The sequence below is a fragment of the Novosphingobium colocasiae genome, assembly GCF_014652555.1.
GTDB lineage: Bacteria > Pseudomonadota > Alphaproteobacteria > Sphingomonadales > Sphingomonadaceae > Novosphingobium > Novosphingobium colocasiae.
In genome coordinates this window covers 1-25186 of sequence record NZ_BMZA01000022.1, presented here as the reverse complement: position 1 = coordinate 25186, position 25186 = coordinate 1, and the positions used below count along the sequence as shown (strand labels likewise).

General features: G+C 66.6%; 29 protein-coding genes and 1 tRNA gene. 16 read left to right on the top strand and 14 right to left on the bottom strand.

What is annotated here, in order from left to right; translation table 11 throughout:
• The first annotated feature begins 199 nt into the window (after positions 1-199).
• Entirely contained in the window at positions 200-388 is a 189-nt protein-coding gene (locus IE122_RS16830; protein WP_189622415.1) for a hypothetical protein, read from the top strand.
• A gap of 36 nt (positions 389-424) precedes the next feature.
• Positions 425-1561: an acyl-CoA dehydrogenase family protein gene (locus IE122_RS16825; protein ID WP_189622414.1), complete on the top strand. Its 1137-nt coding sequence runs from the start codon at positions 425-427 to the stop codon at positions 1559-1561.
• Positions 1562-1620: 59 nt separating this feature from the next.
• On the opposite strand, the gene IE122_RS16820 is transcribed toward IE122_RS16825, so the two are convergent.
• Positions 1621-1712 (bottom strand) — tRNA-Ser (locus IE122_RS16820).
• Positions 1713-1960: 248 nt separating this feature from the next.
• On the opposite strand from IE122_RS16820, the gene IE122_RS16815 reads away from it, so the two are divergent.
• From IE122_RS16815 to IE122_RS16805, 3 genes are all read left to right on the top strand, one after another.
• Positions 1961-2785 carry a DUF1134 domain-containing protein gene (locus IE122_RS16815; protein ID WP_189622413.1) on the top strand — a complete coding sequence of 275 codons (825 nt, stop codon included), beginning with the start codon at positions 1961-1963 and terminating at the stop codon, positions 2783-2785.
• A 72-nt stretch (positions 2786-2857) separates the two neighbouring features.
• On the top strand, positions 2858-4051 hold the full coding sequence (locus tag IE122_RS16810) for an amino acid aminotransferase (protein WP_189622412.1): 1194 nt from the start codon (positions 2858-2860) through the stop codon (positions 4049-4051).
• 5 nt (positions 4052-4056) lie between these two features.
• Positions 4057-4596, top strand: a complete 540-nt coding sequence (locus IE122_RS16805; RefSeq protein WP_189622411.1) for a GNAT family N-acetyltransferase — start codon at positions 4057-4059, stop codon at positions 4594-4596.
• 13 nt (positions 4597-4609) lie between these two features.
• Here IE122_RS16805 and IE122_RS16800 read toward each other — a convergent pair whose 3' ends face one another.
• The 6 genes from IE122_RS16800 to IE122_RS16775 are packed head-to-tail and all read right to left on the bottom strand — an operon-like array spanning position 4610 to position 8642.
• Positions 4610-5227: a riboflavin synthase gene (locus IE122_RS16800; protein ID WP_189622410.1), complete on the bottom strand. Its 618-nt coding sequence runs from the start codon at positions 5225-5227 to the stop codon at positions 4610-4612.
• A gap of 19 nt (positions 5228-5246) precedes the next feature.
• Positions 5247-6221 carry a bifunctional diaminohydroxyphosphoribosylaminopyrimidine deaminase/5-amino-6-(5-phosphoribosylamino)uracil reductase RibD gene (ribD, locus tag IE122_RS16795; RefSeq protein ID WP_189622409.1) on the bottom strand — a complete coding sequence of 325 codons (975 nt, stop codon included), beginning with the start codon at positions 6219-6221 and terminating at the stop codon, positions 5247-5249.
• Entirely contained in the window at positions 6218-6718 is a 501-nt protein-coding gene (locus tag IE122_RS16790) for a hypothetical protein (RefSeq protein WP_229814334.1), read from the bottom strand. The genes ribD and IE122_RS16790 overlap by 4 nt, the downstream gene beginning before the upstream one ends.
• A gap of 43 nt (positions 6719-6761) precedes the next feature.
• On the bottom strand, positions 6762-7487 hold the full coding sequence (locus IE122_RS16785) for a M48 family metallopeptidase (RefSeq protein ID WP_189622418.1): 726 nt from the start codon (positions 7485-7487) through the stop codon (positions 6762-6764).
• Positions 7484-8008, bottom strand: coding sequence for a YcgN family cysteine cluster protein (locus IE122_RS16780; RefSeq protein ID WP_189622408.1), 525 nt, complete (start codon positions 8006-8008; stop codon positions 7484-7486). Before IE122_RS16780 ends, IE122_RS16785 begins: the two co-directional genes overlap by 4 nt.
• Before the next feature lie 10 nt (positions 8009-8018).
• The gene (locus IE122_RS16775; RefSeq protein WP_189622407.1) at positions 8019-8642 is read right to left on the bottom strand and encodes an SCO family protein; all 624 of its coding nucleotides are present in this window, start codon (positions 8640-8642) and stop codon (positions 8019-8021) included.
• Between the two features lie 80 nt (positions 8643-8722).
• On the opposite strand from IE122_RS16775, the gene IE122_RS16770 reads away from it, so the two are divergent.
• The 5 genes from IE122_RS16770 to ssb all read left to right on the top strand — a co-directional run bounded on the left by IE122_RS16770 (position 8723) and on the right by ssb (position 13014).
• The gene (locus IE122_RS16770) at positions 8723-9397 is read left to right on the top strand and encodes an ankyrin repeat domain-containing protein (RefSeq protein WP_229814330.1); all 675 of its coding nucleotides are present in this window, start codon (positions 8723-8725) and stop codon (positions 9395-9397) included.
• A gap of 8 nt (positions 9398-9405) precedes the next feature.
• Entirely contained in the window at positions 9406-10068 is a 663-nt protein-coding gene (locus IE122_RS16765) for a COQ9 family protein (RefSeq protein ID WP_189622405.1), read from the top strand.
• A 107-nt stretch (positions 10069-10175) separates the two neighbouring features.
• Positions 10176-10415, top strand: coding sequence for a FeoA family protein (locus tag IE122_RS16760; RefSeq protein ID WP_189622404.1), 240 nt, complete (start codon positions 10176-10178; stop codon positions 10413-10415).
• Positions 10412-12259 carry a ferrous iron transporter B gene (gene feoB, locus IE122_RS16755; protein ID WP_189622403.1) on the top strand — a complete coding sequence of 616 codons (1848 nt, stop codon included), beginning with the start codon at positions 10412-10414 and terminating at the stop codon, positions 12257-12259. The genes IE122_RS16760 and feoB overlap by 4 nt, the downstream gene beginning before the upstream one ends.
• A 212-nt stretch (positions 12260-12471) precedes the next feature.
• A complete protein-coding gene (gene ssb / locus IE122_RS16750; RefSeq protein WP_308430425.1) occupies positions 12472-13014 on the top strand; it encodes a single-stranded DNA-binding protein in 543 nt (180 codons plus the stop codon).
• Positions 13015-13516: 502 nt separating this feature from the next.
• On the opposite strand, the gene IE122_RS16745 is transcribed toward ssb, so the two are convergent.
• Positions 13517-14041: a YceD family protein gene (locus IE122_RS16745; RefSeq protein ID WP_189622402.1), complete on the bottom strand. Its 525-nt coding sequence runs from the start codon at positions 14039-14041 to the stop codon at positions 13517-13519.
• Positions 14038-14565, bottom strand: coding sequence for a ubiquinol-cytochrome C chaperone family protein (locus tag IE122_RS16740; protein ID WP_189622401.1), 528 nt, complete (start codon positions 14563-14565; stop codon positions 14038-14040). Before IE122_RS16740 ends, IE122_RS16745 begins: the two co-directional genes overlap by 4 nt.
• Positions 14566-14808: 243 nt before the next feature.
• Between IE122_RS16740 and IE122_RS16735 the strand changes: the two genes are divergently transcribed.
• From IE122_RS16735 to IE122_RS16710, 6 genes are all read left to right on the top strand, one after another.
• Positions 14809-15303 (top strand): outer membrane protein assembly factor BamE, encoded by a 495-nt coding sequence (locus IE122_RS16735; RefSeq protein ID WP_189622400.1) that lies wholly within the window; start codon positions 14809-14811, stop codon positions 15301-15303.
• Between the two features lie 69 nt (positions 15304-15372).
• Positions 15373-15948: an ATP-dependent protease subunit HslV gene (gene hslV / locus IE122_RS16730; RefSeq protein ID WP_229814328.1), complete on the top strand. Its 576-nt coding sequence runs from the start codon at positions 15373-15375 to the stop codon at positions 15946-15948.
• 22 nt (positions 15949-15970) lie between these two features.
• Complete coding sequence (locus tag IE122_RS16725; RefSeq protein WP_189622399.1) at positions 15971-16996, top strand: aldo/keto reductase; 1026 nt, start codon at positions 15971-15973, stop codon at positions 16994-16996.
• A gap of 23 nt (positions 16997-17019) precedes the next feature.
• Positions 17020-18318: an ATP-dependent protease ATPase subunit HslU gene (gene hslU, locus IE122_RS16720; protein ID WP_189622398.1), complete on the top strand. Its 1299-nt coding sequence runs from the start codon at positions 17020-17022 to the stop codon at positions 18316-18318.
• Positions 18319-18328: 10 nt separating this feature from the next.
• Positions 18329-18724 (top strand): ACT domain-containing protein, encoded by a 396-nt coding sequence (locus IE122_RS16715; RefSeq protein WP_229814326.1) that lies wholly within the window; start codon positions 18329-18331, stop codon positions 18722-18724.
• Positions 18725-18753: 29 nt separating this feature from the next.
• Positions 18754-18954 carry a DUF1737 domain-containing protein gene (locus tag IE122_RS16710; protein ID WP_189622396.1) on the top strand — a complete coding sequence of 67 codons (201 nt, stop codon included), beginning with the start codon at positions 18754-18756 and terminating at the stop codon, positions 18952-18954.
• Positions 18955-18990: 36 nt separating this feature from the next.
• Here IE122_RS16710 and IE122_RS16705 read toward each other — a convergent pair whose 3' ends face one another.
• From IE122_RS16705 to IE122_RS16685, 5 genes are all read right to left on the bottom strand, one after another.
• Positions 18991-19377, bottom strand: coding sequence for a DUF4919 domain-containing protein (locus IE122_RS16705; protein WP_189622395.1), 387 nt, complete (start codon positions 19375-19377; stop codon positions 18991-18993).
• A 77-nt stretch (positions 19378-19454) separates the two neighbouring features.
• Positions 19455-21275 carry an ABCB family ABC transporter ATP-binding protein/permease gene (locus IE122_RS16700; protein WP_189622394.1) on the bottom strand — a complete coding sequence of 607 codons (1821 nt, stop codon included), beginning with the start codon at positions 21273-21275 and terminating at the stop codon, positions 19455-19457.
• A 56-nt stretch (positions 21276-21331) separates the two neighbouring features.
• Positions 21332-22249 (bottom strand): aspartyl protease family protein, encoded by a 918-nt coding sequence (locus IE122_RS16695; protein WP_189622393.1) that lies wholly within the window; start codon positions 22247-22249, stop codon positions 21332-21334.
• 94 nt (positions 22250-22343) lie between these two features.
• A complete protein-coding gene (locus IE122_RS16690) occupies positions 22344-23867 on the bottom strand; it encodes an oligosaccharide flippase family protein (protein ID WP_189622392.1) in 1524 nt (507 codons plus the stop codon).
• A 7-nt stretch (positions 23868-23874) separates the two neighbouring features.
• Positions 23875-24876, bottom strand: a complete 1002-nt coding sequence (locus tag IE122_RS16685; protein ID WP_189622391.1) for a glycosyltransferase — start codon at positions 24874-24876, stop codon at positions 23875-23877.
• Positions 24877-25186: the final 310 nt, after the last annotated feature.

The following is a 25186-nucleotide window of genomic DNA, read 5'->3' as shown; positions in this document are numbered from 1 at the left end:
ATCCAAGCCGCCAAACGCGCCGCTCAAACACTACAATGCCAACTCAATGTGTGAATCCGGTAGGTCCGTAAGAACGGGGGCAGCGGCCCCGATCGCCCCCATTCCATCCCGCGATGGCTTGATCCATTTGGTCAAACCATTAAGCCTGCCGCGCATCGACACGGCTGCGCCGGCGGGAGGATGGAGATGAGAGGCGAATTTGCGACAGCCGTCTGACGCGCCACCGGTGGCCGGTGCCCTGGCGGGCCTGCGCGTGGTCGAGATGGCCGCCATACGCGCGGTGCCGCGCCTTTCGCAAACCTCCTCGAGGCTGACCTCGCCCGAGCGCGACGGCAACGTGGACGATGTGCTGGCCCGCCGAAGCTCCACCGCCGGGCCACCCGCCTGATTGTTCCCTGACCCTTCCTGACCGAAAGCATGTTTCATGGACTGGACCATCGATCGCCTGCCTTACGATGCCACCCACCGCGATTTTCGCGCCACCGTGCGGCGCTTTTTCGCGAAGGAGATGGAAGAGAACGGCGACCGTTTCGAGAGCGAGGGGCGCACCGATCGCGCCTTCTGGCAGCGGGGCGGCGAGCTGGGCCTGCTGGGCGCGCAAGTGCCGGAGGAGTGGGGCGGCCCCGGCCTCGACATGACATATGGCCTGCTGGTCTCCGAAGAACTGGCCTATGCCGGCGCGCCGAACGGGTTCCAGACCCATTCGGACGTCTGCATCGACTATATCCTGCACTACGGGCCTGACGAGATGAAGGCCAGGTGGCTGCCGCGCACGGTAGACGGCAGCGCGATCTGCGCCATTGCCATGACCGAGCCGGGTGCCGGATCGGACCTGCGCGCCATCCGCAGCACCGCGCGGCGCGATGGCGATCACTTCATCGTCAACGGCTCCAAGACCTATATCAGCAATGGCCAGAACGCCGACATCATGATTACAGCGGTCCGGACCAGCAGCGAAAGCCCGGCGCTGTCGCTACTGCTGATCGAGGCGGACGATCCCGGCTTCCGGCGCGGCCGCAACCTCGACAAGATCGGCCAGCATGGGGCCGACACCTCGGAAATCTTCCTGGAAGACGTGCGGGTGCCGGTCGCCAACCTGATCGGCACCGAAGGACGCGGGCTCGCCACGCTGGTCCAGCAATTGCCACAGGAACGCCTGTCGATCGCGGCATCATGCCAGGCAATGGCCCAGCGCGCTTACGACGAGGCGGTCGCCTTCACCCGGGATCGCAAGGCGTTCGGCAAGGCCGTGATTGATTTCCAGAATACCCGCTTCGTGCTGGCCGCGATCAAGGCCCGGCTCCAGGTCGGCTGGGCCCACCTCGACTGGGCGATCGTGCGCCACGTGAAGGGCGAACTCACCGCCGATGAAGCCGCCGCCGCCAAGCTGTGGCACGCAGACATGCTGTGGGACGTGGTCGACCAGGCCCTGCAACTGCACGGCGGCGCGGGCTACATGAATGAATACCCCATCGCCCGGCTGTGGCGCGACGCCCGCGTGATGCGCATCTACGGCGGCACTTCGGAGATCATGAAGGAACTGATCGGGCGAGGGCTTTGACCGGCTTGGGCCGGCCGCTGATGGCGGTCGGCCTCGACGGCCCGATCTCAGCGAAGAGATGGCGGAGACGCCGGGATTCGAACCCGGGGAGCCCCCTTAAGAGCTCGACGGTTTAGCAAACCGCTGGTTTCAGCCACTCACCCACGTCTCCGGATGCGGCCTTGAGGGCGTGCCTATAGCGAGGGGTTTTCGGGGCGGCAAGCGCAAAGCCGGGTGGTTCCGGCAGTTTTCTGCAAGGCGCGTTTCAGGCCCGAAATGGATTCGGCCTGCCGCAAAACCGACTCGCCCCGTCGCCCGTTCATTGCGCGCTAAGCACGGGTGGATTCTCTAGGCACCGTGGGCGTTTGCAACGGTGTCGCCCAGGTCGCACCGTTGCGGCAGAGCTGGGAGGGATTATCCATGCACAGGACCATCGACGGATCGCACGGGGCAGGACTTGCGTGCCGCTGGCGCAACGCGCTCGGCGGGGCGCTGGCGGCGCTGGCGGCGCTGGTGCTGGTGGCGGGCACGGCGATGCCGGCGGCGGCGCAGGTCAGCACGGTCGATCCCGATGCGGCGATCGATGCCGATATCTTGCATGGCACATCCACCACCACGGCCACGCCTATGCCCACCAGCCCCCCGGTCTCCAGCACGACGGCGGCCGGCAACGGCACCCCTACCGATAGCGGCACGGGCGGTGTGGCCAGTTGGAAGCCCGACGAAGTCGGCAACCCGCCGCAGACTACGGCTGCGGGCGATACCACGTACAAGCAGGACGATCTGATCGGCGCGGCCGAAGGCGTGTTCGGCAAGGGCGCTTCGGGACTGGCCGGGCTGATCGAGGACCTTCTGCGCAAGCAGGGCGAGCCGAACGGCTACATCGTCGGCCGCGAAGGCGGCGGCGCTATCGCGGTGGGCCTGCGGTATGGTTCGGGTACGCTGTTCCACAAGGTGGAAGGCCAGCAGCCGGTCTACTGGACCGGCCCCTCGCTCGGCTTCGACGTAGGCGCGAACGCATCAAGCGCTTTCGTGCTGGTCTACAACCTCAACGATACCGAAGAACTCTACCACCGGTTCGTTGCGGGGGAGGGGCAGGCCTATCTCGTCGGCGGCTTCACCGTCAGCTATCTGCGACGCGGGAACATTGTGCTGATCCCGGTGCGCAGCGGTGCCGGCCTGCGGCTGGGTGCCAACGTCGGTTACATGAAGTTTTCGCACAAGCAGAAGTGGCTGCCGTTCTGATTGTTTATTCGGCGTGATTTTGCGCCGAACAACGGTTGCGAAGGGCACGGAGCGGGGGTAATGGCCCCGGCCATGCTTAGCAACCTTCAGCAACAGCCCGCCGATGCGCTCCTCGCGCTCATCAAGCTCTTCGACGCCGATCCGCGCGCCGACAAGATCGACCTTGGCGTCGGTGTCTATCGCACCGGCCAGGGCGATACGCCGGTGTTCGGCGCGATCAAGGCGGCCGAGCGCAAGCTCGTCGCCGAGCAGGATTCGAAAGCCTATCTCGGCCCCGAAGGGGACATGGGCTTCGTCACCGCGCTGATGCCCTATATCTTCGGCAAGGCCAGCCCTGACATGGGCGGTCGGATCGAAGGGATGCAGACGCCGGGCGGCACCGGTTCGCTCCGCCTCGCGCTGGCGATGGTCAAGCGGGCGGGCTATTCCCGCGTGATCGTCGGCAAGCCGAGCTGGCCCAACCACAACCAGATCTGCGCCGACCTTGGCCTGGCGGTATCCGAATTCAACCACGCCGGCGCTGACGGCAAGCCCGACATGGACGCCATCCGCGCCGCCGTGGCCGGCGCTGCCGAGGGTGATTGCATCCTGCTGCACGGCTGCTGCCACAACCCGACCGGGATCGATTATTCGAACGCCCAGTGGGACGAGATCGCCGGCCTTATCGCCGAGGCGAAGCTGTTGCCGATCATCGACCTCGCTTATCAGGGCCTGGGCCTCGGCATGGAAGAAGACGCCTATGGCCTGCGCCGCGTCCTCGTCGCCGTGCCCGAGGCGCTGATCGCCTATTCGTGCGACAAGAACTTCGGCCTTTACCGTGATCGGGTCGGCGCGCTCTACGCGATGGTGTCGGACCCGACCGAGCTGGGCCGGATCATGTCCAACGGGCACAACCTGGCGCGGGCAAGCTGGTCGCAGCCGCCGGACCATGGCGCTGCCGCCGTGCGCCTGGTGCTGGAAGACGAAACGCTGACCGCGCAGTGGCTGGACGAACTGGACCAGATGCGCGATCGCATGCGTCAGGTGCGGGCGATCCTCGCCGCCGCCGGCAAGGTCGGCGGGGTCGATCTTGCCCCGGTGGGTGGCCAGAACGGCTTGTTCTCGATCATCCCGTTCACCCCGGATCAGGTGCAGGAAATGCGCAGCCGCCACGGCATCTATTTTGCCGGATCGGGCCGCATCAACGTGGCCGGGCTGACCACCGCGAACATCCAGAACTTCATCGATGCCACCGCCGAAGTGACGGGCGTGAAGGTTACCGGCTGACCGGCATGGAATGGCAGCCGGTTCTCGCAGGGGACCGGCTGAGCCTGCGTCCACTCGTGGCGGATGATTGGGACGCGCTCTATGCGGTGGCGGCCGATCCGGCGATCTGGGCCGCGCATCCGGCGCACGATCGCTGGCAGGAAGCCGTATTCCGGGCGTTCTTCGCCGATGCCCTGGCGCGCGGCGGGGCACTGGCGATCGTCGAGAACGCCAGCGGTTCGCTGATCGGTTCAAGCCAGTTCGGGCCGGGTGAACTTGCGGGCGAAGTCGAGATCGGCTGGTCGTTCCTGGCGCGCCGATGCTGGGGGCAAGGGCTCAACGCCGAATTCAAACGGCTCATGCTGGCCCACGCCCTGGCGCATTTCGATCGCGCGGTGTTCCAGGTGGGCGAGGACAATATCGTCTCGCGCAAGGCGATGGCCCATATCGGCGGCTTGCTGATCCCCGGCCGCATCCGCGAATATGAACGCAGCGGCGCGACGGTGCGCCACGTCGTCTATGAAATCACTCGCCAGGGGTTTGCGAGCGGGCCTCTGGCCGTCTGATCGCTGTCGGAGCTCAGCTCCGCAGCGACTGCATCCGCTGGAGATAGCGGGCCAAGACGTCGATTTCGAGATTGACCCGGTCCCCGGCAACCAGCGCGCCGATGGTGGTGACCTCGGCAGTGTGGGGGATGATGTTGAGCGTGAAGTGGCAGACCCCGTCAGCCTGGTCGATCACTTCGTTCACGGTCAGCGACACGCCATCGACGGTGATCGAACCTTTTGCAGCGATATAAGGTGCCAGATCGTGCGGCGCGGCGATCACGAAGCGCTTCGATTCGCCCACCGGCGTCACCTCGGCCACCGTGCCGACGCCATCGACATGGCCGGTCACGATGTGGCCGCCCAGCTCGTCGCCAAGCTTGAGCGCGGGTTCGAGGTTGAGCCGGGTTCCCACGTCCCAGCGGCCGGGCACCGTGCGGGCCACGCTTTCACCCGAGATCGACACCGCGAACCAGGCATCGCCGGCAACGCCGCCGCGTTCCACCACGGTCAGGCAGACGCCCGAACAGGCGATCGACGCGCCGATGGCGATCGTGGCGGGATCGAACGGGCAGGCGATCACCGCACGCAGATCGCCCGACTGGTGCGCTTCGCGAATGGTGCCGAGGGCGGTGACGATACCGGTGAACATGCCTGTGCTTCTCGCGGGGTTATCGGGACGGTTCGCAGCGCCTGTAGACTTCCAGCGTGTCGCTGCCAAGCTGCGTGCGGACGGTAAACTGCCACTGGCCATGGGCAGCGGCCAGCGTGGCAAGGCCGATGTCGGCAAGACCGGGGCGACCGCCGCCGATCAGGATCGGGGCGCGATAGATCATCAGGCGATCGACATGCCCCGCCGCCAAGAACGCCGCCGCCGCCCCGGCCCCGCCTTCGACGAACAGGTACTGGACGCCGTCCATGGGGGACAGGTCGCGGGCAGAGGGCAGGGCACGCCACCCCTCCGGCGCGGCATTGCGGGTCAGCACCCAGCGTTCGGGGCTGCGGCTTTCAAGGCCGGGCACGCGCACGTCCAACCGGGGCCGGTCTTCGCGCATGGTGCCGCCGCCAACCAGGATCGCATCATGGCGGGCCCGCATCGCGTGGCAATGCGCGCGCGCTTCATCGCCGGTGATCCACTGGCTCTCGCCACTGGCCATCGCGATGCAGCCGTCCAGCGAAAGCGCCAGTTTCAGAGTGACTTCCGGGCGGTTGCTCGATTGGCGGGCGAGATAGCCGGACAGGCTCTCGGCGCAGGCCGGCGATGCCTTGTGGGTGCAGGCAATGCCGGCTGCGGCGATCCGGGCCATGCCGGCACCGCTGGTGCGCGGATCGGGGTCGAGGCAGCCGACGACGACGCGCGCCAGCCCCGATGCGGCGACCAGGTCGGCGCAGGCCGGGCCGCGCGCCGATTGATGGGCACAGGGTTCGAGCGTGACATAGAGCGTGGCTCCCCGGCTCGCTTCGCCCGCCGCCGCCAGCGCCACGGCTTCGGCATGCGGTCTGCCGCCGGGCTGGGTCCAGCCGCGCGCGATCACCTTGCCGTCCTTGACGATGATCGCAGCCACGCCGGGGTTGGGGCGGCTTAGCGGGCGGGCACGGCCGGCCAGCGCCGCTGCGGCGGCCAGCCAGCGGCCATCGGCGGTCACGGCGCGCCCGGAGCGTCGGGTTCAGGCGCGGCTTTCGCCTTGGCCAGTTGCGCCGAGCGCTCTGCCTGCCGCTTTTCGAAGGCGGCCTGCTCTGCCTTTGCCGCAGCGGCGTCTTCGGCGTCGGCGTCGCGGGCGATCTTCTCGACGTCCATCCCCGACCAGCGGCCAACGGTCTTGTAGATTTCCCGCACTTCCTTGTCGCGCCGGGCCCGTTCGCGCGCCCAGGCTTCCTTGACCCGCTGGTTCTCGATATTCGAAGCCATGATTTCGGCATCGGTGCGGTGTTCAGGCAGGACCGAGATGTACGTCACCTTCGGCGGCAGGTGCGGGGCCTCTCCACCCTGGCTGGCCATCACGCAGAACAGGCCGAAGCTGCACGCAGCGGAAACCGCCGCGATCCGCCAGCGGTTGCCGCCCGCCTGCTTCCACACCTCGCGGAAGTCGGCGATCATGCCGGTGGGGTTTACGTCTTTCCAGTAGCCAGAGCGCTTGAACATGGCCGGCTATTTAGGGGCTAATCCCGCCAAGCGCCAGCGTCGCCTAGCCAAACGGCAGGTAAAGCGTGCGGCCTTGCCGCGAAAGCCAGCGGTTGGCTTCGTCGACCGATCCCTCGAACAGCTCTGCCAGCGCCGCGTGGAAGGCCGGGGAGTGATCGAAGTGGATCAGGTGCGCCACTTCGTGCGCCACGACCGAGCGGCGCACCGCATCGGGGGCCATGATGAGCCGCCAGTTGATCCGGATCGTCCCGTCAGCCGCGCAACTGCCCCAGCGCCGCCGGGCGTTGGACAGCGCCAGACGCGGCGGCTCGCGCCCCGCGCGCGCGCAGTATTCGACCAGATCGGCGGCGAGCAGCACATGCGCCTCTGCCGCCAGCCAGCGACGCAGGCGCGCAGGGAGCGAGGTGGCCGGCCCGCCGATACGCAAGTGCCCGCCGTCGATGGCGGGGCGGCGCGCTGCCGCCGGGTCATGGTGCAGGGTCAGCGTTCCGCCGCGATAGGGTAGGGCCATGCCGCTGGCGACGATCACCGGCGCGGGCACAGCGGAAAGCTGCCGCAGCAGCCAGTCCCGCCGCGCTTGTGCAAATGCCAGGGCATCGGCGCCCGGCGTCCAGCGCGGAATGGTGATGCGCACTTCGCTGCCGTCCGGCGCGAGGCGCAGCGTCATGCGGCGGGCGCGGTCCAGCCGGCGCACGATGACCGGCACGTGCCGGCCATCCAGCTCGATTTCAGGCGGGTGCCGGGGATCGCGGCGCAGCCAGTCGATCACGGCTTGGGCGGACAGCCGGGGGCGGACACCTGCCACGGCGACCCTTCATCCTCGACGATCTCGACGCCGAGCACCTCGAAATCTTCCTCGCCCGTCCACACGATGTGGTTTTCGAGCGGGCCGGCCACCAGTTCGCTCACCGCCTTGCCGATCACCGAGATACCGGCCCGGTGCACCGCATCGCGATCGCCGCTGACCAGATAGTGCCATTCGGGCAGCGGCTTGTCCTCGGCGCGCAGGCGATAAGCGCAAGTCGCCGGAAGCCAGCTTATCCCGCTCACCGAACGCGGGGTGAGCTTGAGGCAATCGGGCACTTGCGCCTTGCGGTGGCGGTAATCGGCGCAGCGCGCGGTCTTGAGATCGAGCAGCCGGCAGGCGACGTTGGTGGGATAGATCGCGCCGGTATCGGCGTCCTCCACCTTGTGCAGGCAGCACTGCCCGCAGCCGTCGCACAGCGCTTCCCACTCATCGCGCGAGAGGGTGGCCATCGGCCGTTCCCAGAAGGGCGGTGCTTCGGTCATGACGGGGCGATCAGCGCACCCATTTGGCCAGCTCGGCAGCCACGGCATCGCCGCTCTGATCGACCGGCAGCATGGCGATCGGTTTGCCGTCCGGGTCCATCAGGTAAGCGATGCGGGAATGATCCATCAGATAGCCGCCGGGGGTATCTTCACCCCGGCGATAATAGGCCGCAAATGCCTTCACGGCCACATCGACCTGTTGCTTGGTGCCGGTCAGCCCGAGCAGGCGGGGCGAGAACGCTGCGGTCCACTGGCCCACCACGGCGGGGGTGTCGCGGGCCGGATCGATGGTGATGAAGATCGGCTGGACTTTCGCCGCCTTATCCGCGTGTTCCTGTTCGAACTTGCGAAAGCCCCGCATCATCTGCTGGACATCCATCGGGCAGGCATCGGGGCAGAAGGTGTAGCCGAAATAGACGATCCGCCAGCGACCCTTGAAATCATCCCAGCGCACGGTCTTGCCGGCCTTGTCGATCAGCGTGAACGGACCGCCGATCTGCGCCCCTTCCAGCGGGGGCGATTCGGCCGGTTGCTGGCAGGCGGTGAGCGGAAGGGCGGCGGCGCAGGCCAGCGCGATAACGGCGGCACGGCAGGATCGGAGGGGGGAAAGGTAGTGCATGGCGTGGCGGTTCATGCTCTGCTAAACCGCGCCGTGCAAGGCGGTCGGGCCCAAACAAGTCCCGGTTTTCGCCGAAAATGAAGAGGAAAACGCGCGTGTCGAAGCTGTCGGAGCGTCCGGCCCTGTCCCTGTTGCGTGCCGGTATCCGCAGCACGCGGCGAATCGCCCCGTTGGCATTGGCGCTGGCATTGGTCCCCGCGCTGATCGCGCCGCAGGCCGCGCGCGCGCAGTTCTCGGAAAGCTACAAGTTCCTCGAAGCCGTCCGCAAGAAAGACGGTGAAAAGGTCGAAAAGGCACTGATGGACAGCAGCAACCGCATCGTCATGACCAAAGACGTGACGACCGGCGAGACGGCGCTGCACATCGTGGCGGCGCGGCGGGACAGCACCTGGCTCAACTACCTCATTTCCAAGGGGGCCGAGGTCAACGCCCGTGACGATCACGGCAAGACCGCGCTGCAGATCGCGGTCGGCCTCGCCTGGCGCGAAGGGGTAGAGACGCTGCTGGGCAATCATGCCAACCCGAACGAGACCGACGATTCGGGCGAAACCCCGCTGATCACTGCTGTTCACAACAAGGATCTGCAGATCGCCAAGCTGCTGCTGGCCGCCGGGGCCGATCCCGATCGCAACGACAACTCCGGCCGTTCCGCGCGCGACTATGCCCTGCTGGCGGGGAAGGACAGCCCGATCGTCCAGGTGATCCAGTCGGTCGTCGCGCAGAAGGGGGCCAAGACAGCAAAGCCGGTCTACGGCCCGACCTTCCGCTGAGCGCCGCCATGACCGAGACGCGGCCCGAAGAGACGCTCGACGATCTGCGCATTCGCCTGGCCCCCGCCATCGCCGACGCTGCGGCGTTCGATGGCTGGAGCAAGGCCGCTGTTGCCAACGCCGCGCAGGCCTGCGGCGTCGATCCGGCGCTGGCTGCCTTCGCGTTTCGCGATGGCCAGATGGCGATGATTTCCGCGTGGATCGACCATGTCGATCTGGCGATGGCGGAAGCTCTGCCGGCCGCCACGCTCGCCGCCATGCCGATCCGGGCGCGCATTCGCGATCTGGTGCTGGCGCGGCTCGATGCGGTTGCCGGGCGCGAGGAAGCGTTGAGCAGGGCGCTCGCCATCATGGCGATGCCGTCCAACATCGCCGCTTCCACGCGGCTGGGATGGCGCAGCGCAGACCGCATGTGGCGGCTCGCCGGCGATACAGCGACCGATTACAATCACTACACCAAGCGCGCGATCCTGGGCGGCATCTACGCCGCGACCTTGCGCGTGTTCGCTACCGATTCGAGCGAGGGGAAGGCGGAAACCCGCGCGTTCCTCGATCGGCGGATCGACGGGATCATGCGGTTCGAAAAGGCCAAGGCGCAACTGCTGCGCGGGCCCGAGCATCATTTCAGCCTGACCCGGCTGCTCGGCCGCATCCGCTATCCCGCGCGGTAACGCTTTTCGGCTTTGATTTTGCCTGCATTTTGATCCGGCGCAATGACGCCTGAACCGGTTATTGCGAACCAGTTGCAATTATCGGCGATATCTGGCAGCGCGCATTCATGACTCTTGATGTTCTTCCCGTCGGGCAAGCCGCCCGTATCATCGCCGTGCACTGGGATTCTCTGGTCAGCGAAGAGGCGCGGCGGCTGCAGGCGCTGGGGCTGGAGGAAGGTGCCAGCGTCAAGGTATCGCATCGCGGCGTGCTGGGCGGGGCCGATCCGATCGCCATCACCGTCGGCCGGATGATCGTGGCGGTGCGCCGGGTCCATGCCGCCGCCATGCAGGTCGAAGCGCTGTGAGCCGGCAACGCAAGGTCGCGCTGGTCGGCAATCCCAATGCCGGCAAAAGCGCACTGTTCAATGCGCTGACCGGCGCGCGCCAGAAGATCGCCAACTATCCGGGCGTCACCGTGGAACGCAAGTCGGGCCGCCTGGTGCTGCCGACCGGCGAACCGGTGGAGATGACCGATCTTCCCGGTGCCTACGGCCTCGATCCGACCAGCCCGGATGAAGCCGTGACGTCAAAGGTCATCCGCGGCGAATTCGCGGGCGAAGCGGCACCGGATGTGCTGGTGGTCGTGCTCGATGCGTCCAACCTCGAACAGCATCTGGTGTTCGCGCAGGAAATCCTCGCGCTCGGCAAGCCGACCGTGATCGCGCTTAACATGGTCGATCTGGCCGAGCGTGACGGGTTGGTGCTCGACGCCGCCGTGCTGGCCGAGGAACTGGGCGTTCCGGTGATCCCGACCGTGGCGGTGCGGCGGCGCGGCCTTGCCGATCTGGGCGAGGCGATCTCCAATGCCGGGGCGCGCCATGCCGGGCCGGGCCTGACCGACCTGACGCCGACCGAACGGCGCGTGGCGGCGCATGCGATGGCGGGGGCCGCGATCCTGTCGGAATCGAAGCGCCACCGGCTGCACGCCCGGCTCGATCGCCTGTTTCTCCACCCCTGGCTTGGCCCGCTGATCCTGCTGGCACTGCTGTTCGTGGTGTTCCAGGCGGTGTTCGCCTGGGCCACCCCGTTTGCCGATGCGCTGGAAGCCGGGGTCGGTGCGCTGCACGATGGTGCGCGCGCGGCGCTGCCGGCCGGCCTGCTGCGCGATCTGCTGACCGAAGGCGTGATCGCCGGGGTCGGCTCGGTTGTCGTGTTCCTGCCGCAGATCGTCATCCTGTTCGCTTTCATCCTGGCGATGGAAGCCTCCGGCTACATGGCCCGTGCCGCCTTCCTGATGGACCGCATGATGGCGACCGTGGGGCTTTCCGGGCGCAGTTTCATTCCGCTGCTGTCCAGCTTCGCCTGCGCCATCCCCGGCATCATGGCGACCCGGTCCATCACCGATCCCAAGGACCGGCTGACCACGATCCTGATCGCGCCGATGATGACCTGTTCGGCGCGGCTGCCGGTCTATGCGGTCATCATCGCCGCGTTCATCCCCAATCGCGACGTTGGCGGCGGTGTCGGCTTGCAGGGGCTGGTGCTCCTCACACTCTATCTTGCCGGGATCGTCGGGGCGATGGCGGTGGCGCTGGTGCTGCGCCGCTCGATCACGAAAGGTGCCGCCTCGGGCTTTATCATGGAGCTTCCGAAGTACCAGTTGCCGCAGCTCAAGGACCTCGCCATCGGCCTGTGGCAGCGCGCGTGGATATTCCTGCGCCGCGCCGGCACGATCATCTTCATGGTCACGGTCGTGCTGTGGGTGCTGCTCAACTTTCCGCAGGCAAAGCCGGGCGAAAGCCAGGTCGATGTCTCGATTGCGGGCAAGGTCGCCAACGGGCTCGCCGTGGTTGTCGAACCCATCGGCTTTAACCGCGACATGGCGCTGGCGCTGATCCCGGCGATGGCGGCGCGCGAAGTGGCGGTCAGCTCGCTCGCCACGACATATGCGGTCGCCGCCGGCGATGATGACGAAGCCGCGCAGGCAACCGAACTGGGCGACCAGTTGCGCCATCGCTGGACCTTGCCGATGGCGCTAGCTTTCCTCGCGTGGTTCGTGTTCGCCCCGCAGTGCATGTCCACCATCGCCGTCACCCGGCGCGAGACTAACGGCTGGAAATGGCCCAGCTTCATGCTCGCCTACCTGTTCGGCCTGGCCTACGTGGCGGCAGGCGCGACTTACTGGCTGGCGGTCTGGGCGGGGCTGTAGGCTCCTCCCGGCCGGTCCCTCCCTCCCGTTCGCCTCGAGCGTAGTCGAGAGGCGGCGCGCGCGGCGTCTCGACTACGCTCGACGCGAACGGACGGAAGCGCGGCCGTCGTGCAGTTCCGGTTGGCTGTCGAAAACGCTGTGCGCAAGACTCGCCCAGCAGGGCACCATCCGCTAACCCCTTTGCCTGAATTCGGGACAAAGGCGATTCCATCATGGCAGGCAGCGTCAACAAGGTCATTCTGATCGGCAACTTGGGGGCCGATCCGGAAGTGAAGAGCTTCCAGAACGGCGGCCGCATCGCCAACCTGCGCATCGCGACCTCGGAAAACTGGAAGGACCGCACCACCGGCGAGCGCAAGGAGCGCACCGAATGGCATTCGGTCGTGCTGCAGTCCGACGGCCTGGTCGGCGTGGCGGAGCGGTTCCTGCGCAAGGGATCGAAGGTCTACATCGAAGGCCAGTTGCGCACCCGCAAGTGGCAGGACCAGAACGGGCAGGACCGCTACACCACCGAAGTGTCGGTCGGCGGCATGGGCGGCGTGCTGACCATGCTGGACGGCGCCCCGGGCGGCGGCGGTGCGCGCGGCGGTGGCGGTGAAGGCTTCGGCGGTGGTTCCGGCGGCGGTCGCTCCGGCGGCGGTGATTGGGGCGGCGGCGCGTCGCGCGGTGGCGGTTCATCCGCAGGCGGCGGCGGTGATTGGGGCCGTACCGGCGGCGGCTTCGCCGAAGATCTGGACGACGATATCCCGTTCTGACCGGGTCGGGTGCGCCGGACGAGGAGAGGGGGCTGCGGCCCCCTTTTTCGTGCCTTGCGCTGTGGTTTGCCAATGAAGCTATCCGGCGGTCCGGGCGGGCACATATTTCCTACACCGCCACCCTGCGGCATAATCCGCAAAGGCACCCCCGCGCCCTGCTCTTTCCTATCGTCAGAACGCGACACATTGCCCGTTTTCGGAAAGTGTAACTTTCGTAAGTTTTCAGTTAACATTTTGATTTAAAAAATAAAATTTGATATCTCAAAAGTTACACCGTGTAACCTTTGTCACCTTCGCGAAGGGGGGAATGGGTTCACGCAGAGCCGCAGAGGCGCAAAGATGTTCAGCTTGCCGAAGCGCGGCTTTCCCTTTTCACGATGCGGCTGTCCTGGCGTTGGAACACGAAGGAAGGCTGCGCATCGCGCAACACCTCCGCGCCTCCGCGTCTTTGCGCGAACCGATTTTCCTTCCTCGGCCGATTCCGAAGGCAGGCACCCGCCGCCTACTGCGAACGGTCCGCCAGCCCCTTCAGCGCCGCGAACGGCCCCTGATCTTCGGGCGCGCCAATCCCCGCAGCCTTGCGCGCCGCGTCGGCATTGGGCCCGGTCAGGTAAGGATCGATCGCCAGGCCAAGCGTCTGGGCCACGGCCTCGCCCAGATCGAAGTGGTGGCCGGTGTAAGGGATTTCGTCCAGGTCCTCGGCGTCGATCTCGATCTCGTCGTCCGCGCCGGGCTGGGTTTCGGTCTCGGGGATGAACCGGATGTAGACGGGTTCGTCGACCGTCACGGCGATGTCTTCGGCCGAAACCGCGCAGGACTGGATCAACTGTGCTTTCAGCACCCCGCGCGCTTCGACGATGCGATCATTGCGGGCAAGGTCGAGATCGGCGGACAGGCTGTCGATCCGGACCAGCCCGAAACGCTTTGCCAGCGCCGCCCGCTCGTCCGCAGTGGCGAGGATGCGAGCCGCCTTGCCTTCGACCTGTCGCACGTCGAGCAGGCGCGAGAGTTCCGACGTCGCGGTCATCGCGCGAAGGTTCCTGCCATCAGTTCGGAAGCGCTGGCGGCATCGATCCGGCGGTGGAGCGTCAGCACCGCGTTGGCGAGCGCCACCGGATCGGCCTTGTCGGTCAACGTCATGTTGCGTTCCAGCACGGCGGTCATCCCGAAGGGCCCGGTCGGCAAGGCTTCGCGCAGCGCGCCGATCCGCCCGCCCAGCACGCTGACCAGCCGCCCCATCCGCTTGCCCACCACCAGATCGCCGACGCCGGACTGGCGCAACTGGCCGTCCATATCGTCTACGAAAAGCTCGGTCAGCCGCGCTGCCGCTTCGACCAGTGCGCGGTCCTGGTCCTTGTCGCGGTCCAGCCGGATCATGACCAGCGCCAGCACCAGGGTGACCGCATCGAACCGGCCGGGCACAGTATCAGCCACGCCGAGTTCAGCATACCAGCGCTTTTCGCGCGCGATCTCCACCACCCGCAGCCACAGCGGGCGCAGCGCCTCGCGGCTTTCGGGGCGCTTGCCGAGCAGGCGGGAAAGCACGGTCATCGCAGGGACAAGCCTTTCGTTCAGGCGCAATTCAACGCCGTCAATTCAGTTCGCAACCTGCCAAGGCCCATTGCGCGCGGGGGGATCGGGCCTTAAGGCTCGTGCCGTTATCGCGCCGATACAGGGACCAAGGCCCCGCTGGCAACGGCTTGTTTGACAGGCCGGGTCCGGATTTTGCGGGTCGGGTGATTTTCAGTACGGCGTTGCGGCGGCGGATGGCCGACCGGCAAGTGGAGTGATGGAATGCGCAAGATCGGCCGCAAGACCCTGGCATTCGCGCTGGCAAGCGGCGTTGCCGTGCTGGCATCGGGGTGCACGTCGATCAAGGATCATCGCGGCTACCTGATCGATCAGACGCTGGTCGATTCGGTCCAGCCCGGGATCGACAACCGCATGTCGGTGGAAAAGACCCTGGGCCGGCCCACCTTCGTCAGCCAGTTCGGCGAGCAGGACTGGTACTACATCTCGCAGCAGGTAAAGACGCCGCCGTTCCTGCGCCCGCGCACCAAGGAGCAGACGATCCTGCGCGTGCGCTTCGATGCCGCCGGAAATGTCCAGGCGGTCGACAAGCGCGGGATGGAGCAGGTGGCCCACATCTCTCCCGAAGGTGACAAGACGCCGACGCTGGGCCGCGATCGCGGCCTGCTGGAAGATCTGTTCGGCAATATCGGCGCGGTCGGCGCTGCCGGCATGGGCGGCGGCACCGGCCCGACCGGTCCCGGCCCGAACGGCAGCTAACGCAGGCGTTCCCGGCAAGGGGCTGCTACGAAAGCTTGAACCCGGCTACCGGCGGCATATATCCCCGGCATGGATAGAGAAGGGGCGAGCCACGGCCTGATCCAGTGGCACGGCACCACCATCATCGGCGTCAAGAAGGGCGGCAGGACCGTCATCGCCGGCGATGGCCAGGTGTCGATGGGCAACACCGTCATGAAGCCCAACGCCCGCAAGGTGCGGCGGATCGGTGAAGGCGGCAAGGTCATCGCCGGGTTTGCCGGGGCCACGGCGGACGCCTTTACCCTGTTCGAACGGCTGGAACGCAAGCTGGAGCAGTATCGCGGCCAACTCATGCGCGCGGCGGTGGAACTGGCCAAGGACTGGCGGACCGACAAGTATCTGCGCAATCTCGAAGCCTTGATGATCGTCGCCGACGAGCAGACGCTGTTGGTGCTGACCGGCAACGGCGACGTGCTGGAGCCCGAAGGCGGCGAGCACAGCCAGATTGCCGCGATCGGATCGGGCGGCAACTATGCCCTGGCCGCGGCCCGGGCGATCGATGCCTACGAAAGCGATGCCGAGGTGATCGCCCGCAAGGCCATGCAGGTCGCCGCGGACATTTGCGTCTTCACGAATGATCGCGTGACGGTGGAAACCGTCGGTTGACCACGCACTGGGAGAGGTGAGGATGCAATATACCACTTTGGGATCGAGCGGACTGATCGTTTCGCGGCTGGCGTTCGGCTCGATGACTTTTACCCGAGATGCCCACTTCGCCGGTATCACCAAGACCACGGGGGCCGATGTCGACGCCATCGTCGGCCAGGCGATCGACGGCGGCATCAATTTCTTCGACACCGCAGATATCTATTCTGCCGGCCAGTCCGAGGAAGTGCTGGGCGCGGCGCTGGCATCGCGGCGCGGCGAGGTGGTGATCGCCACCAAGGTACGCGGCCGCATGGGCGAGGCGCTGGTGCAGGCGGGTCTCAGCAAGCGCAACATTCATTATTCGATCGACCAGAGCCTGCGCCGCCTCGGCACCGACTGGGTCGATCTTTACATTGCCCACTGGGAAGACGTTTACACCCCGCTCGAAGAAACGCTGGAAGCGCTCGACGCGGTCGTCCGCTCCGGCAAGGCGCGCTACATCGGCTTTTCCAACTGGGCACCGTGGAAGGTGGCGGCGGCGCTGGAGATGCAGAAGGCCAACGGCTGGGCGCGCTTCACTCACGGCCAGGTCTATTACTCGCTGGTCGGCCGCGACGTCGAGCGCGACATGGTGCCGATGGCGCGCCATTACGGGCTGGGGCTGACCTGCTGGAGCCCGCTGGGCGGTGGCCTGCTTTCCGGCAGGTATACCCGCGACACCGCACCGGGCGGCGATGACCGCCTGGCGTCGTTCGATTTCATCCCGACCGACAAGGCCAAGGCCTTCGACATTCTGGATGCGGTACGCGAAATCGCGGTCGAGTTGGATGCCAGCGTGGCGCAAGTCGCGCTGGCCTGGCTGCTGACGCGCCCGGCCGTGTCGTCTGTGATCGTCGGGGCCAGCAAGCCGCACCAGCTTGCCGATAATCTGGGCGCGGCCGACATCGTGCTGCCCGATGCCGCGCTGGCCCGGCTCGATGCGTTGGGCCGACCTGAAACGCTCTATCCGCAATGGCACAACGACATGTTCCACGACACCGCCGCCCGCGCGGCGCTGGGACGCTGAGCTTCCGACCCGAAAAGGCCCCGATGAACGACAACCTCACCCCCAAGGCGATCGTCGCCGCGCTTGATGCCCATATCGTCGGCCAGTCCGATGCCAAGAAGGCGGTCGCCGTGGCGCTGCGCAACCGCTGGCGTCGCCAGCGGCTTGTCGCAGACCTGCGCGACGAGGTGACACCGAAGAACATCCTGATGATCGGGCCCACCGGCTGCGGCAAGACCGAGATCAGCCGGCGGCTGGCCAAGCTGGCTGATGCCCCGTTCGTCAAGGTGGAGGCAACGAAGTTCACCGAAGTCGGCTATGTCGGCCGCGATGTCGAGCAGATCGCCCGTGATCTGGTCGAAGAAGCGATCAGGCTGGAAAAGGACCGCCGCCGCGAGGCGGTGCGCGAGGCTGCGAGCCACGCCGCGATGGAGCGGCTGCTCAACGCCCTGGTCGGCGAAGGCGCGTCGGAGGCGACCCGCGCCTCGTTCCGCCAGCGGATCGTCGAGAACGCGATGAACGATACCGAGGTGGAAATCGAAGTGGAGGACGCGCCCGGCGGCCCCATGGAGATACCCGGCATGGGCGGATCGGTGGGCATGATCAACCTGTCGGACATCATGGGCAAGCTGGGCGGACCGCGGATGAAGCGCCGCAAGATGCGCGTGCCCGATGCCTGGGACAAGCTGGTCGACGAGGAAGCCGAAAAGCGCATGGACCAGGACGACGTGGCGCGCGTGGCGCTCGCCAATGCCGAGACGAACGGCATCGTGTTCCTGGACGAGATCGACAAGATCGCGGTGTCCGACGTGCGTGGCGGCTCGGTTTCGCGCGAGGGCGTCCAGCGCGATCTGCTGCCGCTGATCGAGGGCACCACGGTCGCCACCAAGTACGGGCCGATGAAGACCGACCATGTGCTGTTCATCGCCTCGGGCGCGTTCCACGTCGCCAAGCCTTCGGACATGCTGCCCGAACTGCAGGGCCGCCTGCCGATCCGGGTCGAACTGAAGGCGCTGACCGAAGAGGATTTCGTCCGCATCCTGTCGGAAACGCGCGCCAATCTCGTCGCCCAGTACCGGGCCCTGCTCGCGACCGAGCAGGTGACGGTGGATGTCACGTCGGACGCGATCGTTGCGATCGCCCGCATTGCTGCGCAAGTGAACGAAACCATCGAGAACATCGGCGCGCGGCGGTTGCAGACGGTCATGGAAAAGCTGCTGGAAGAACTCAGCTTCGAGGCCGAGGACCGCCAGGGCGAGACGGTGACGATCGACGAAGCCTACGTCCGCGCGAAGCTCGACGGGCTGGCGGGCAATGCCGATTTGTCGAAGTATATTCTTTGATCACGTCGTCGTGACCCCGGTTCGCGACGGGGCGGCGATGGTGGCCGGCATGATGCCGCGGCTGGACCCGCAGCCTTACGTGTTCTGCACCGGTGCGGCCGTCCATCCGGCCGCCCTTTGCAGCTTTCGCGAGGACGAGGGGCTATCGCAGGTTCTGCCCCTCGAAGCGGCCCGCGCGGCGGGGCATGAGGTGGCGCTGCCGATGGCCCGGATTGTGCTGGACGTGTTTTCCGCGCTGGACGGCCATGGCCTGACTGCGGCGGTATCGGGCGCGCTGTGCGCGGCGCAGATCGCCTGCAACATGGTAGCGGCATATCACCACGATCACCTTTTCGTGCCGTGGGCAGATCGGGACAGGGCGCTGGCAGCGCTTCTTCGCTTGCAATCGGACGCAGCCTCGGGCTGAAGTGCGCGGCTTGCGAGAGGAGCCAAGCCATGTACCAGACCCCCGAAGACCGCCCGATCTATCGCCTGCTGACCGGTCAGGACGACCGCGCGTTCTGCGAGCGGGTGTCCGAAGCGCTGGCGCAAGGCTGGCGGCTCTACGGTTCGCCGACGATCAGTTGGGATACGGCGGAAAACTGCATGAAGGCAGCGCAAGCCGTAGTCTGGCATGAGGCTGATGTGGTGAAGTGATGCGGAATTGAACTGGCGGGACTGACGCGCCTTGCGTCAGAACATTTCGCCGAAGAAATTGCTGATATCGAACCACACGGTGCGGGTATCGCCCGTCTGCGGATCGATGACCGTCAGTGCATCGTAAGTCTTGCTTTCCCCGGTCACCAGCGCTTGCGATTGCGGCTTGAGCTTCAGGTAGCGCAGGATTTCGTATTCCTTGTCCACGCCGGCCATCTCGCTGTTTTCGAAGATGACATAGGCGGTTGCCTGCGTCTTGCCGTCACCCGATGCGAGTTCCTTGGTGATCGATTTCGGCGCGGCAGCGTCGGGCTGCACGGGCGCGGCTGACGGGGCGGCATCCGGTTCGGCCAGTGCAGGTCGGGCCGAGATGGACATCGGGGCCAGAACGAAGGCCGTAAAAGCGAGCGTGATCCGTGACATGCGCATGATTCCGTCATAGACCACCGCCGCCGGTTCGCCACTGTGAAATTGTTGTAAACCACCGGACGTTGGGTCCGTCACTCCGCCGCCTCGCTGATCTCTTCCGTCTCCGCTGCCTGCCGCGACCACATCTCGGCATAGAGGCCGTCAGCGCGCAGCAGGTCGGCATGGCTGCCCTGTTCGGCCAGCCGCCCGTCCTGCATGACGAGGATGCGGTCCGCATCCGCGATCGTCGAGAGCCGATGCGCGATCGAGATCGTGGTGCGGTTTTCGGCGACGCGGTGCAGGGTGGCGAGGATGTCCTGCTCGGTCCGCGTGTCGAGCGCGCTGGTCGCTTCGTCCAGCAGCAGGATCGGCGGGTTCTTGACCAGGGTGCGGGCGATGGCGACCCGCTGCTTCTCACCGCCCGACAGCTTGAGCCCGCGTTCGCCGACTTCGGTGGCGAACCCCTTGGGCAGTCGCTCGATCAGCCCCATCAGCGCTGCCCCGCGGGCGGCCGCTTCGACCGTGGCGGCATCGGCATCATCGCGGCCATAGGCGATGTTGTAGCCGATGGTTTCGTTGAACAGCACCGAATCCTGCGGGACGATGCCGATCACCTTGCGCAGCGACGCTTGCGTGACGGCGCGGATATCCTGGCCATCTATCAGGATGCGGCCGCTGACCGGATCGTAGAAGCGGAACAGCAGGCGGGCGATCGTCGATTTGCCGGCACCCGACGGGCCGACGATCGCATAGTTGCGCCCGGCCGGCACTTCGAACGACAGCCCGTGAAGGATCCCGCGATCCTTCTCGTACCCGAACACCACATTGTCGAACACGATCGACGGGCGCTGCACCACCAGCGCCGGCGCGCCGGGGGCGTCGGATACTTCCTCCGGCTCATCCAGCAGGCGGAACATCTCGGCCATGTCGATCAGGCCCTGGCGGATGGTGCGATAGACCATTCCCAGCATATCGAGCGGGCGGAAAAGCTGGGTCAGGTACGTCTGCACGAACACCAGTTGTCCGGCCGAATACCGTCCCTGCCACCAGCCCCAGACGGTCCAGCCCATGGCGACGGCCATCAGCACCGAAATCACCACCGATTGCGCGATGTTCAGCAGGCCGAGCGAGTTCTCGCTCTTCACCGCCGCTTCGGCATAGGCGCGGGTGGCCTGCGCATAGCGGGCCTCCTCGCGCCGTTCGGCCCCGAAATATTTGACCGTCTCGTAGTTCAGCAGCGAATCGACCGCGCGCGCCAGCGCCTGTCCGTCCAGCCGGTTCATCTGTTCGCGCAGCTTCGTCCGCCATTCGGTGATGGTGCGCGTCACCCAGATGTAGACGGCGATCGCCAGCGCCGTCGCGGCGACCAATTGCCAGCCGAAGTTGATGTAGAAAATGACCGCCACCACCGCGAGCTGGATCACCGTGGGGGCGATGTTGAACAGCAGGAAGTAGAGCATCGTGTCGATGCTCTTGGTCCCGCGCTCAATCACCTTGGTCACCGCCCCGGTGCGCCGCCCCAGGTGAAAGCGCAGCGAAAGGCGGTGAAGCTGGCCGAACACGTTCTCTGCCAGCGCCCGCGTCGCATCCTGGCCAACCCGTTCGAACACGATGTTGCGCAGGTTGTCGAACGTGGTCTGGGCCAGCCGGCCGGCGGCAAAGGCCAGCACTGTCAGCATCACGAAGCGCACCGCCTTGGGCCCGGTGGCCCCCATCGCATCGACCGCCCACTTGAGGAGGTATGGCAGCGTCAACTGGGTCGCGGTGGACAGCAGGATGAACAGGCACGCGACGACGATCCGCCAGCGCAGGCCGGGATTGTCGCGCGGCCAGAGATAAGGGAGGAACCGCCGCAGAGTGTTCCAGCCATCATGGCGGGCGTTCGGGTCGTTAACGGCGGTGTCTGGCGGCATGGCGCCTATCTAGGTGCGCCGGGCGCATAGCGCAAATGGGGCCACGCCGCCGGGCATCAGCCTGGAAGGTCGAACAGCACCTTGCGGCTGGAGAAATCGATCGCGACCCGCTTGAAGGCCCGCATCTCGGCAATGCCGAGCAGGATTGCGGGGCGGTCTGCCAGGTCCAGCTCGTCAAAGGCCGGTGCATCGACAAAGGCGATCGGCAGGTTGGCCAGGTTGATCTTGTCGATCCGGAAGGTGCGGGCCACGCCCATGTCGATCGGCAGCGCCTCTCCGGTGACGCTGAAGACCTGCCCGCCGGTCTGCGCTTTGCGCCGCGTCATGGCCTGCTGCAGCGCGCGATTGCCGATCGTGCCGCTCGCCCCCGAATCAACGATAACCTGCGTGCGGACACCGTCGATCAGGGCATCGGTGATGATCAGGCGGCCGGCCTTGCGCCGCGCCCGGACGATGATCTCGAACCCGTTGCTGCCCTGTTCGCGCGCCGCATCGCCGATCGCGATCACATTGCGGGTGAAATCGAACAGCACCCGCTGGCCTTGCAGGCAATCGGTTCCGAGAATGCCGTCCGCGCCGATGTGCCGGCCTTCGAGTACCGGGACGGTCAGCCCGTTCACCTCGCGCTCGGCATAAGTCAGGCTGTCGAGCCGTGCGGTCGCCGCCGGGCCGCGCCCGGCCACGCCGACCACCGTTACTTGCGGTCCGGCTGTCAATCCCAGGCTGCCGGCCAGCGCGGCGGAGACGACGGTCGCCTGTGAGCCGGTGTCGATCATGAAGCGATAGGGGCCTTTGCCTTCTAGCATGACCGGGATCGTCAGCCGTTCCTCGCGGTCGGTGTCGGCGATCACCCGGGTCATCGCGTCCGGCTGGACGAAGGGCGCAGAATCGTGCGGGCCGGGCGAACTGGTGGTCGCCCCCAGAATCAGGGGGTTGGCGACAAGAACGGCAAGCAGCCAGGTGGTCGCGCCCATTGCGTCGGTCCTCTATGGCCCGGTTCGTCCGGGGTCTTCTGTGCAGGCCGCCAGCTTACCATGGCCGCGCGGCGCTGGCCATGGCGTGCAGTGCTCAGGCCGGGCGGGGGCGCAGCCGGGCGCGCAGTGGGGCAAGGATATGCGCCGCCATCCCGGCAAGGTCGGCGCGGGCCGGGTGGCGTACCAACGGCACAGCTATCAGCCAGACCAGCCCGGACGCGGCCCCGGCGATCATCAGGCCGGGGAAGCCGAGGGTGGCCGGGCTGCGCCAGAAAGTCACGGCATAAAGCGCGGGCAGCACGGTCAGCACCGCGACCGCGCCGCTCGATGCGTAGATCCGCAGCATCGCGCGCCACGAAAAGCCCACCAGTCCGTGCATCCAGCCGGCATAGAGGCACACCCAGCCGAGGCCGTAAGCGAGCCGCGAAGCCGCCGCCGCCTCGACGCTGATCGCCGCGCCGATGCACAAAGTGATCACGGAAATCGCGGTATCGCCGAGGTTGAACCACAAGAGGGTGCGCAACCGACCCAGCAGGATCGGCAGGTCCATGTGCAGCGGCAGCATCACGAAGAAGCATTCGGCAATGGCGACGAAAGCCAGCAACGGTGCCGCGCTGGCCCAGGCATCGCCGTAAAGCAGCAGGATAACCGGCTGCGACAGTACCGCCAGCAGCGCCATCGCCGGCCAGACGATCGCCCCGTGTGCGGCGACAACGCGGTGGTAGTAAGGGCCCAGATCCTCGCCATTGTCACGCAGGCGGGCGAATGTGGGGTAGTAGATTGAGCCGACCGCGCCGGCGACGAGGTAGTGCAGTTGCGATGCCAGCGCCACGCCGCGGCTGTAGAGCCCGGCCCCCGCCATGCCCTGCATCCGCCCGACGATGAGATCGGGGGTGCGCATGCCGATCCCGCCCGACAGATATAGGAGGGCGCTGCCCGATCCGAAGCCGATGATCTCGCGTGCTCGTTCCATGCGGAAGTGGAAGGTCAGCGGGGTGGGCTGCAGCGATTGCGCGCACAGCGCCCGCATCGCCGCCTGCGCGATCATCGCCCAGGCCAGCGATTCGGCGGAAAAGCCCAGCGCCGCCAGTGTCAGCGCGCAGGCGCTGTTAGCCACGGCACCGGTGGCGTTGACGAGGAAAGTGCCCCGGAAATCGAGCCGGCGCGACAGCAGGGCGACCGGAACGATGCTCCAGGGGTTGAGCAGGTAGGATGCGGCGATCAGCGCCAGGATGCCGAACAGCCGGGGCTCGCCGTAAAAGCGCGCGATCGGCCAGGCAAGGGCCACGATCAGCGCCGCCAGCAGGATCGAGAAGCCGGTGCCGATGACGGTGCAGTGCCGCACGGTATCGTCATCGGCGGTCGGATGACGGCCAAGATAGCGGGTCAGCCCGAAGTCCTGGATTACCGACAGGATCATCGCTGCCGCCAAGGCGACCGAGAACAGGCCGATCTCGGCGGGCTTCAGGAAGAACCGCGAGATCACGACCGAAGTCACGAATTGCAGGACGAACTGGGTGTACTGACTGCCCGCCGCCCACAGCGCCGCCGATTTCACACTGGCCGATCCGCGCCCCGAAGCGACTGCGTCGGGCAGAGGAGGAGCGGCGTCGCTCATCGGCGTGTCAGGCGGCTGCGGTCGTGGCGAGCGCGGTCGCAAGGCGCAGGGCCCGGCACGGCGCACCGAACCGGACGAGGCGCGCCACCGTGCGCCACATCCCGTCGCGCCGCCCGCCTTCGCGCAGGTGTGTCATCAGCAGGTCGAAACCGTCATCGCGCAGGGCGACGGGCGAATAGCGCAGACCCAATGCGACTTCCTCGCGAACCTGGCGGGAGACGCCGCGCCGGCCAAACAGCGTATCGAGGGCGTCGATCGCGGGCAGATGGTCCAGATCGGCGGTCGGATCCGGCCGACCCGCTTGCCGCTCGCGAAAGGCGAGCCGCGCCACCGCGGAGCCGATCTGCTGCTCGGTAGAATGGCGGCTCGATACCTGGCCGGGATAGCGGCGATAGCGCAGCAGCCGCTCGGGAATGTTGCCGAGCCGGGTGACGCTGGCGAGCCGCAGCCAGAGATCGAGGTCCTCGCAGTGGCGAAAAGCCGCATGATAGCCGCCTTGCGACAGCACCACGTCGCGCCGGTACATGGCGGCGGGGTGGCAGATCAGTTGCCCGCCGATCTCGATCGCGGCGAGCAGCTCGTCGTGCGTGACCGGGTGGTCGGCACCGTCGCGCAGCATCGGCTCGCCGTCCTCGCCGATGTCCTCGCTCCAGCTTCCGACCACGCCGTAATCGGGATGGGCTTCGAGGAAGGCCAACTGGCGGGCGAAGCGGGAAGGGCGGCTGATGTCGTCGGCGTCCATCCGCGCGACGATCGGCGCACGGGCGGCGTGGAGCACTTCGTTGAGGCTGGCGATGAGCCCGCGATTTTCGCGCAGGATCGGCCGGATGCGGCAATCGCGCGATGCATAGTCGGCGATGATCGCCGGCGACGCGTCGCGCGACCCGTCATCGACGATGAGGAATTCGAAGTCGGTGAAGTCCTGCGCCAGGATGCTGTCGATCGCGGGCACGAGAAAGCGTTCGCCGTTATAGACGCTCATCGCCACGCTGATCGCCGGGTTCGGCATACGCCCTGTCTTTCCACTGCAATCGTGCACGCCGTTGCCCGCGTGCCTCCCGATCAGCCCTATGCTGCTTACGGTAAACATTCGGTGTCCGTGATCGGTCGAAGGGCGGGGCGCAGATGACGCGGAATCACCCCTGATTCCGGGATTCTGCCTCGATCCGGTAGCAGGGTATGTTCCCAAGCCATTTCAAACACCGCAGATTTTCGCGATTTTCGCAAAAAGTTCAAAAAACCATTTGACCGAATCTGGGTGTGGACTTAGAGGGCCTCTCACCGCAGCGGCGGGGTTGGAAACAGCCGGTTGCTACGGT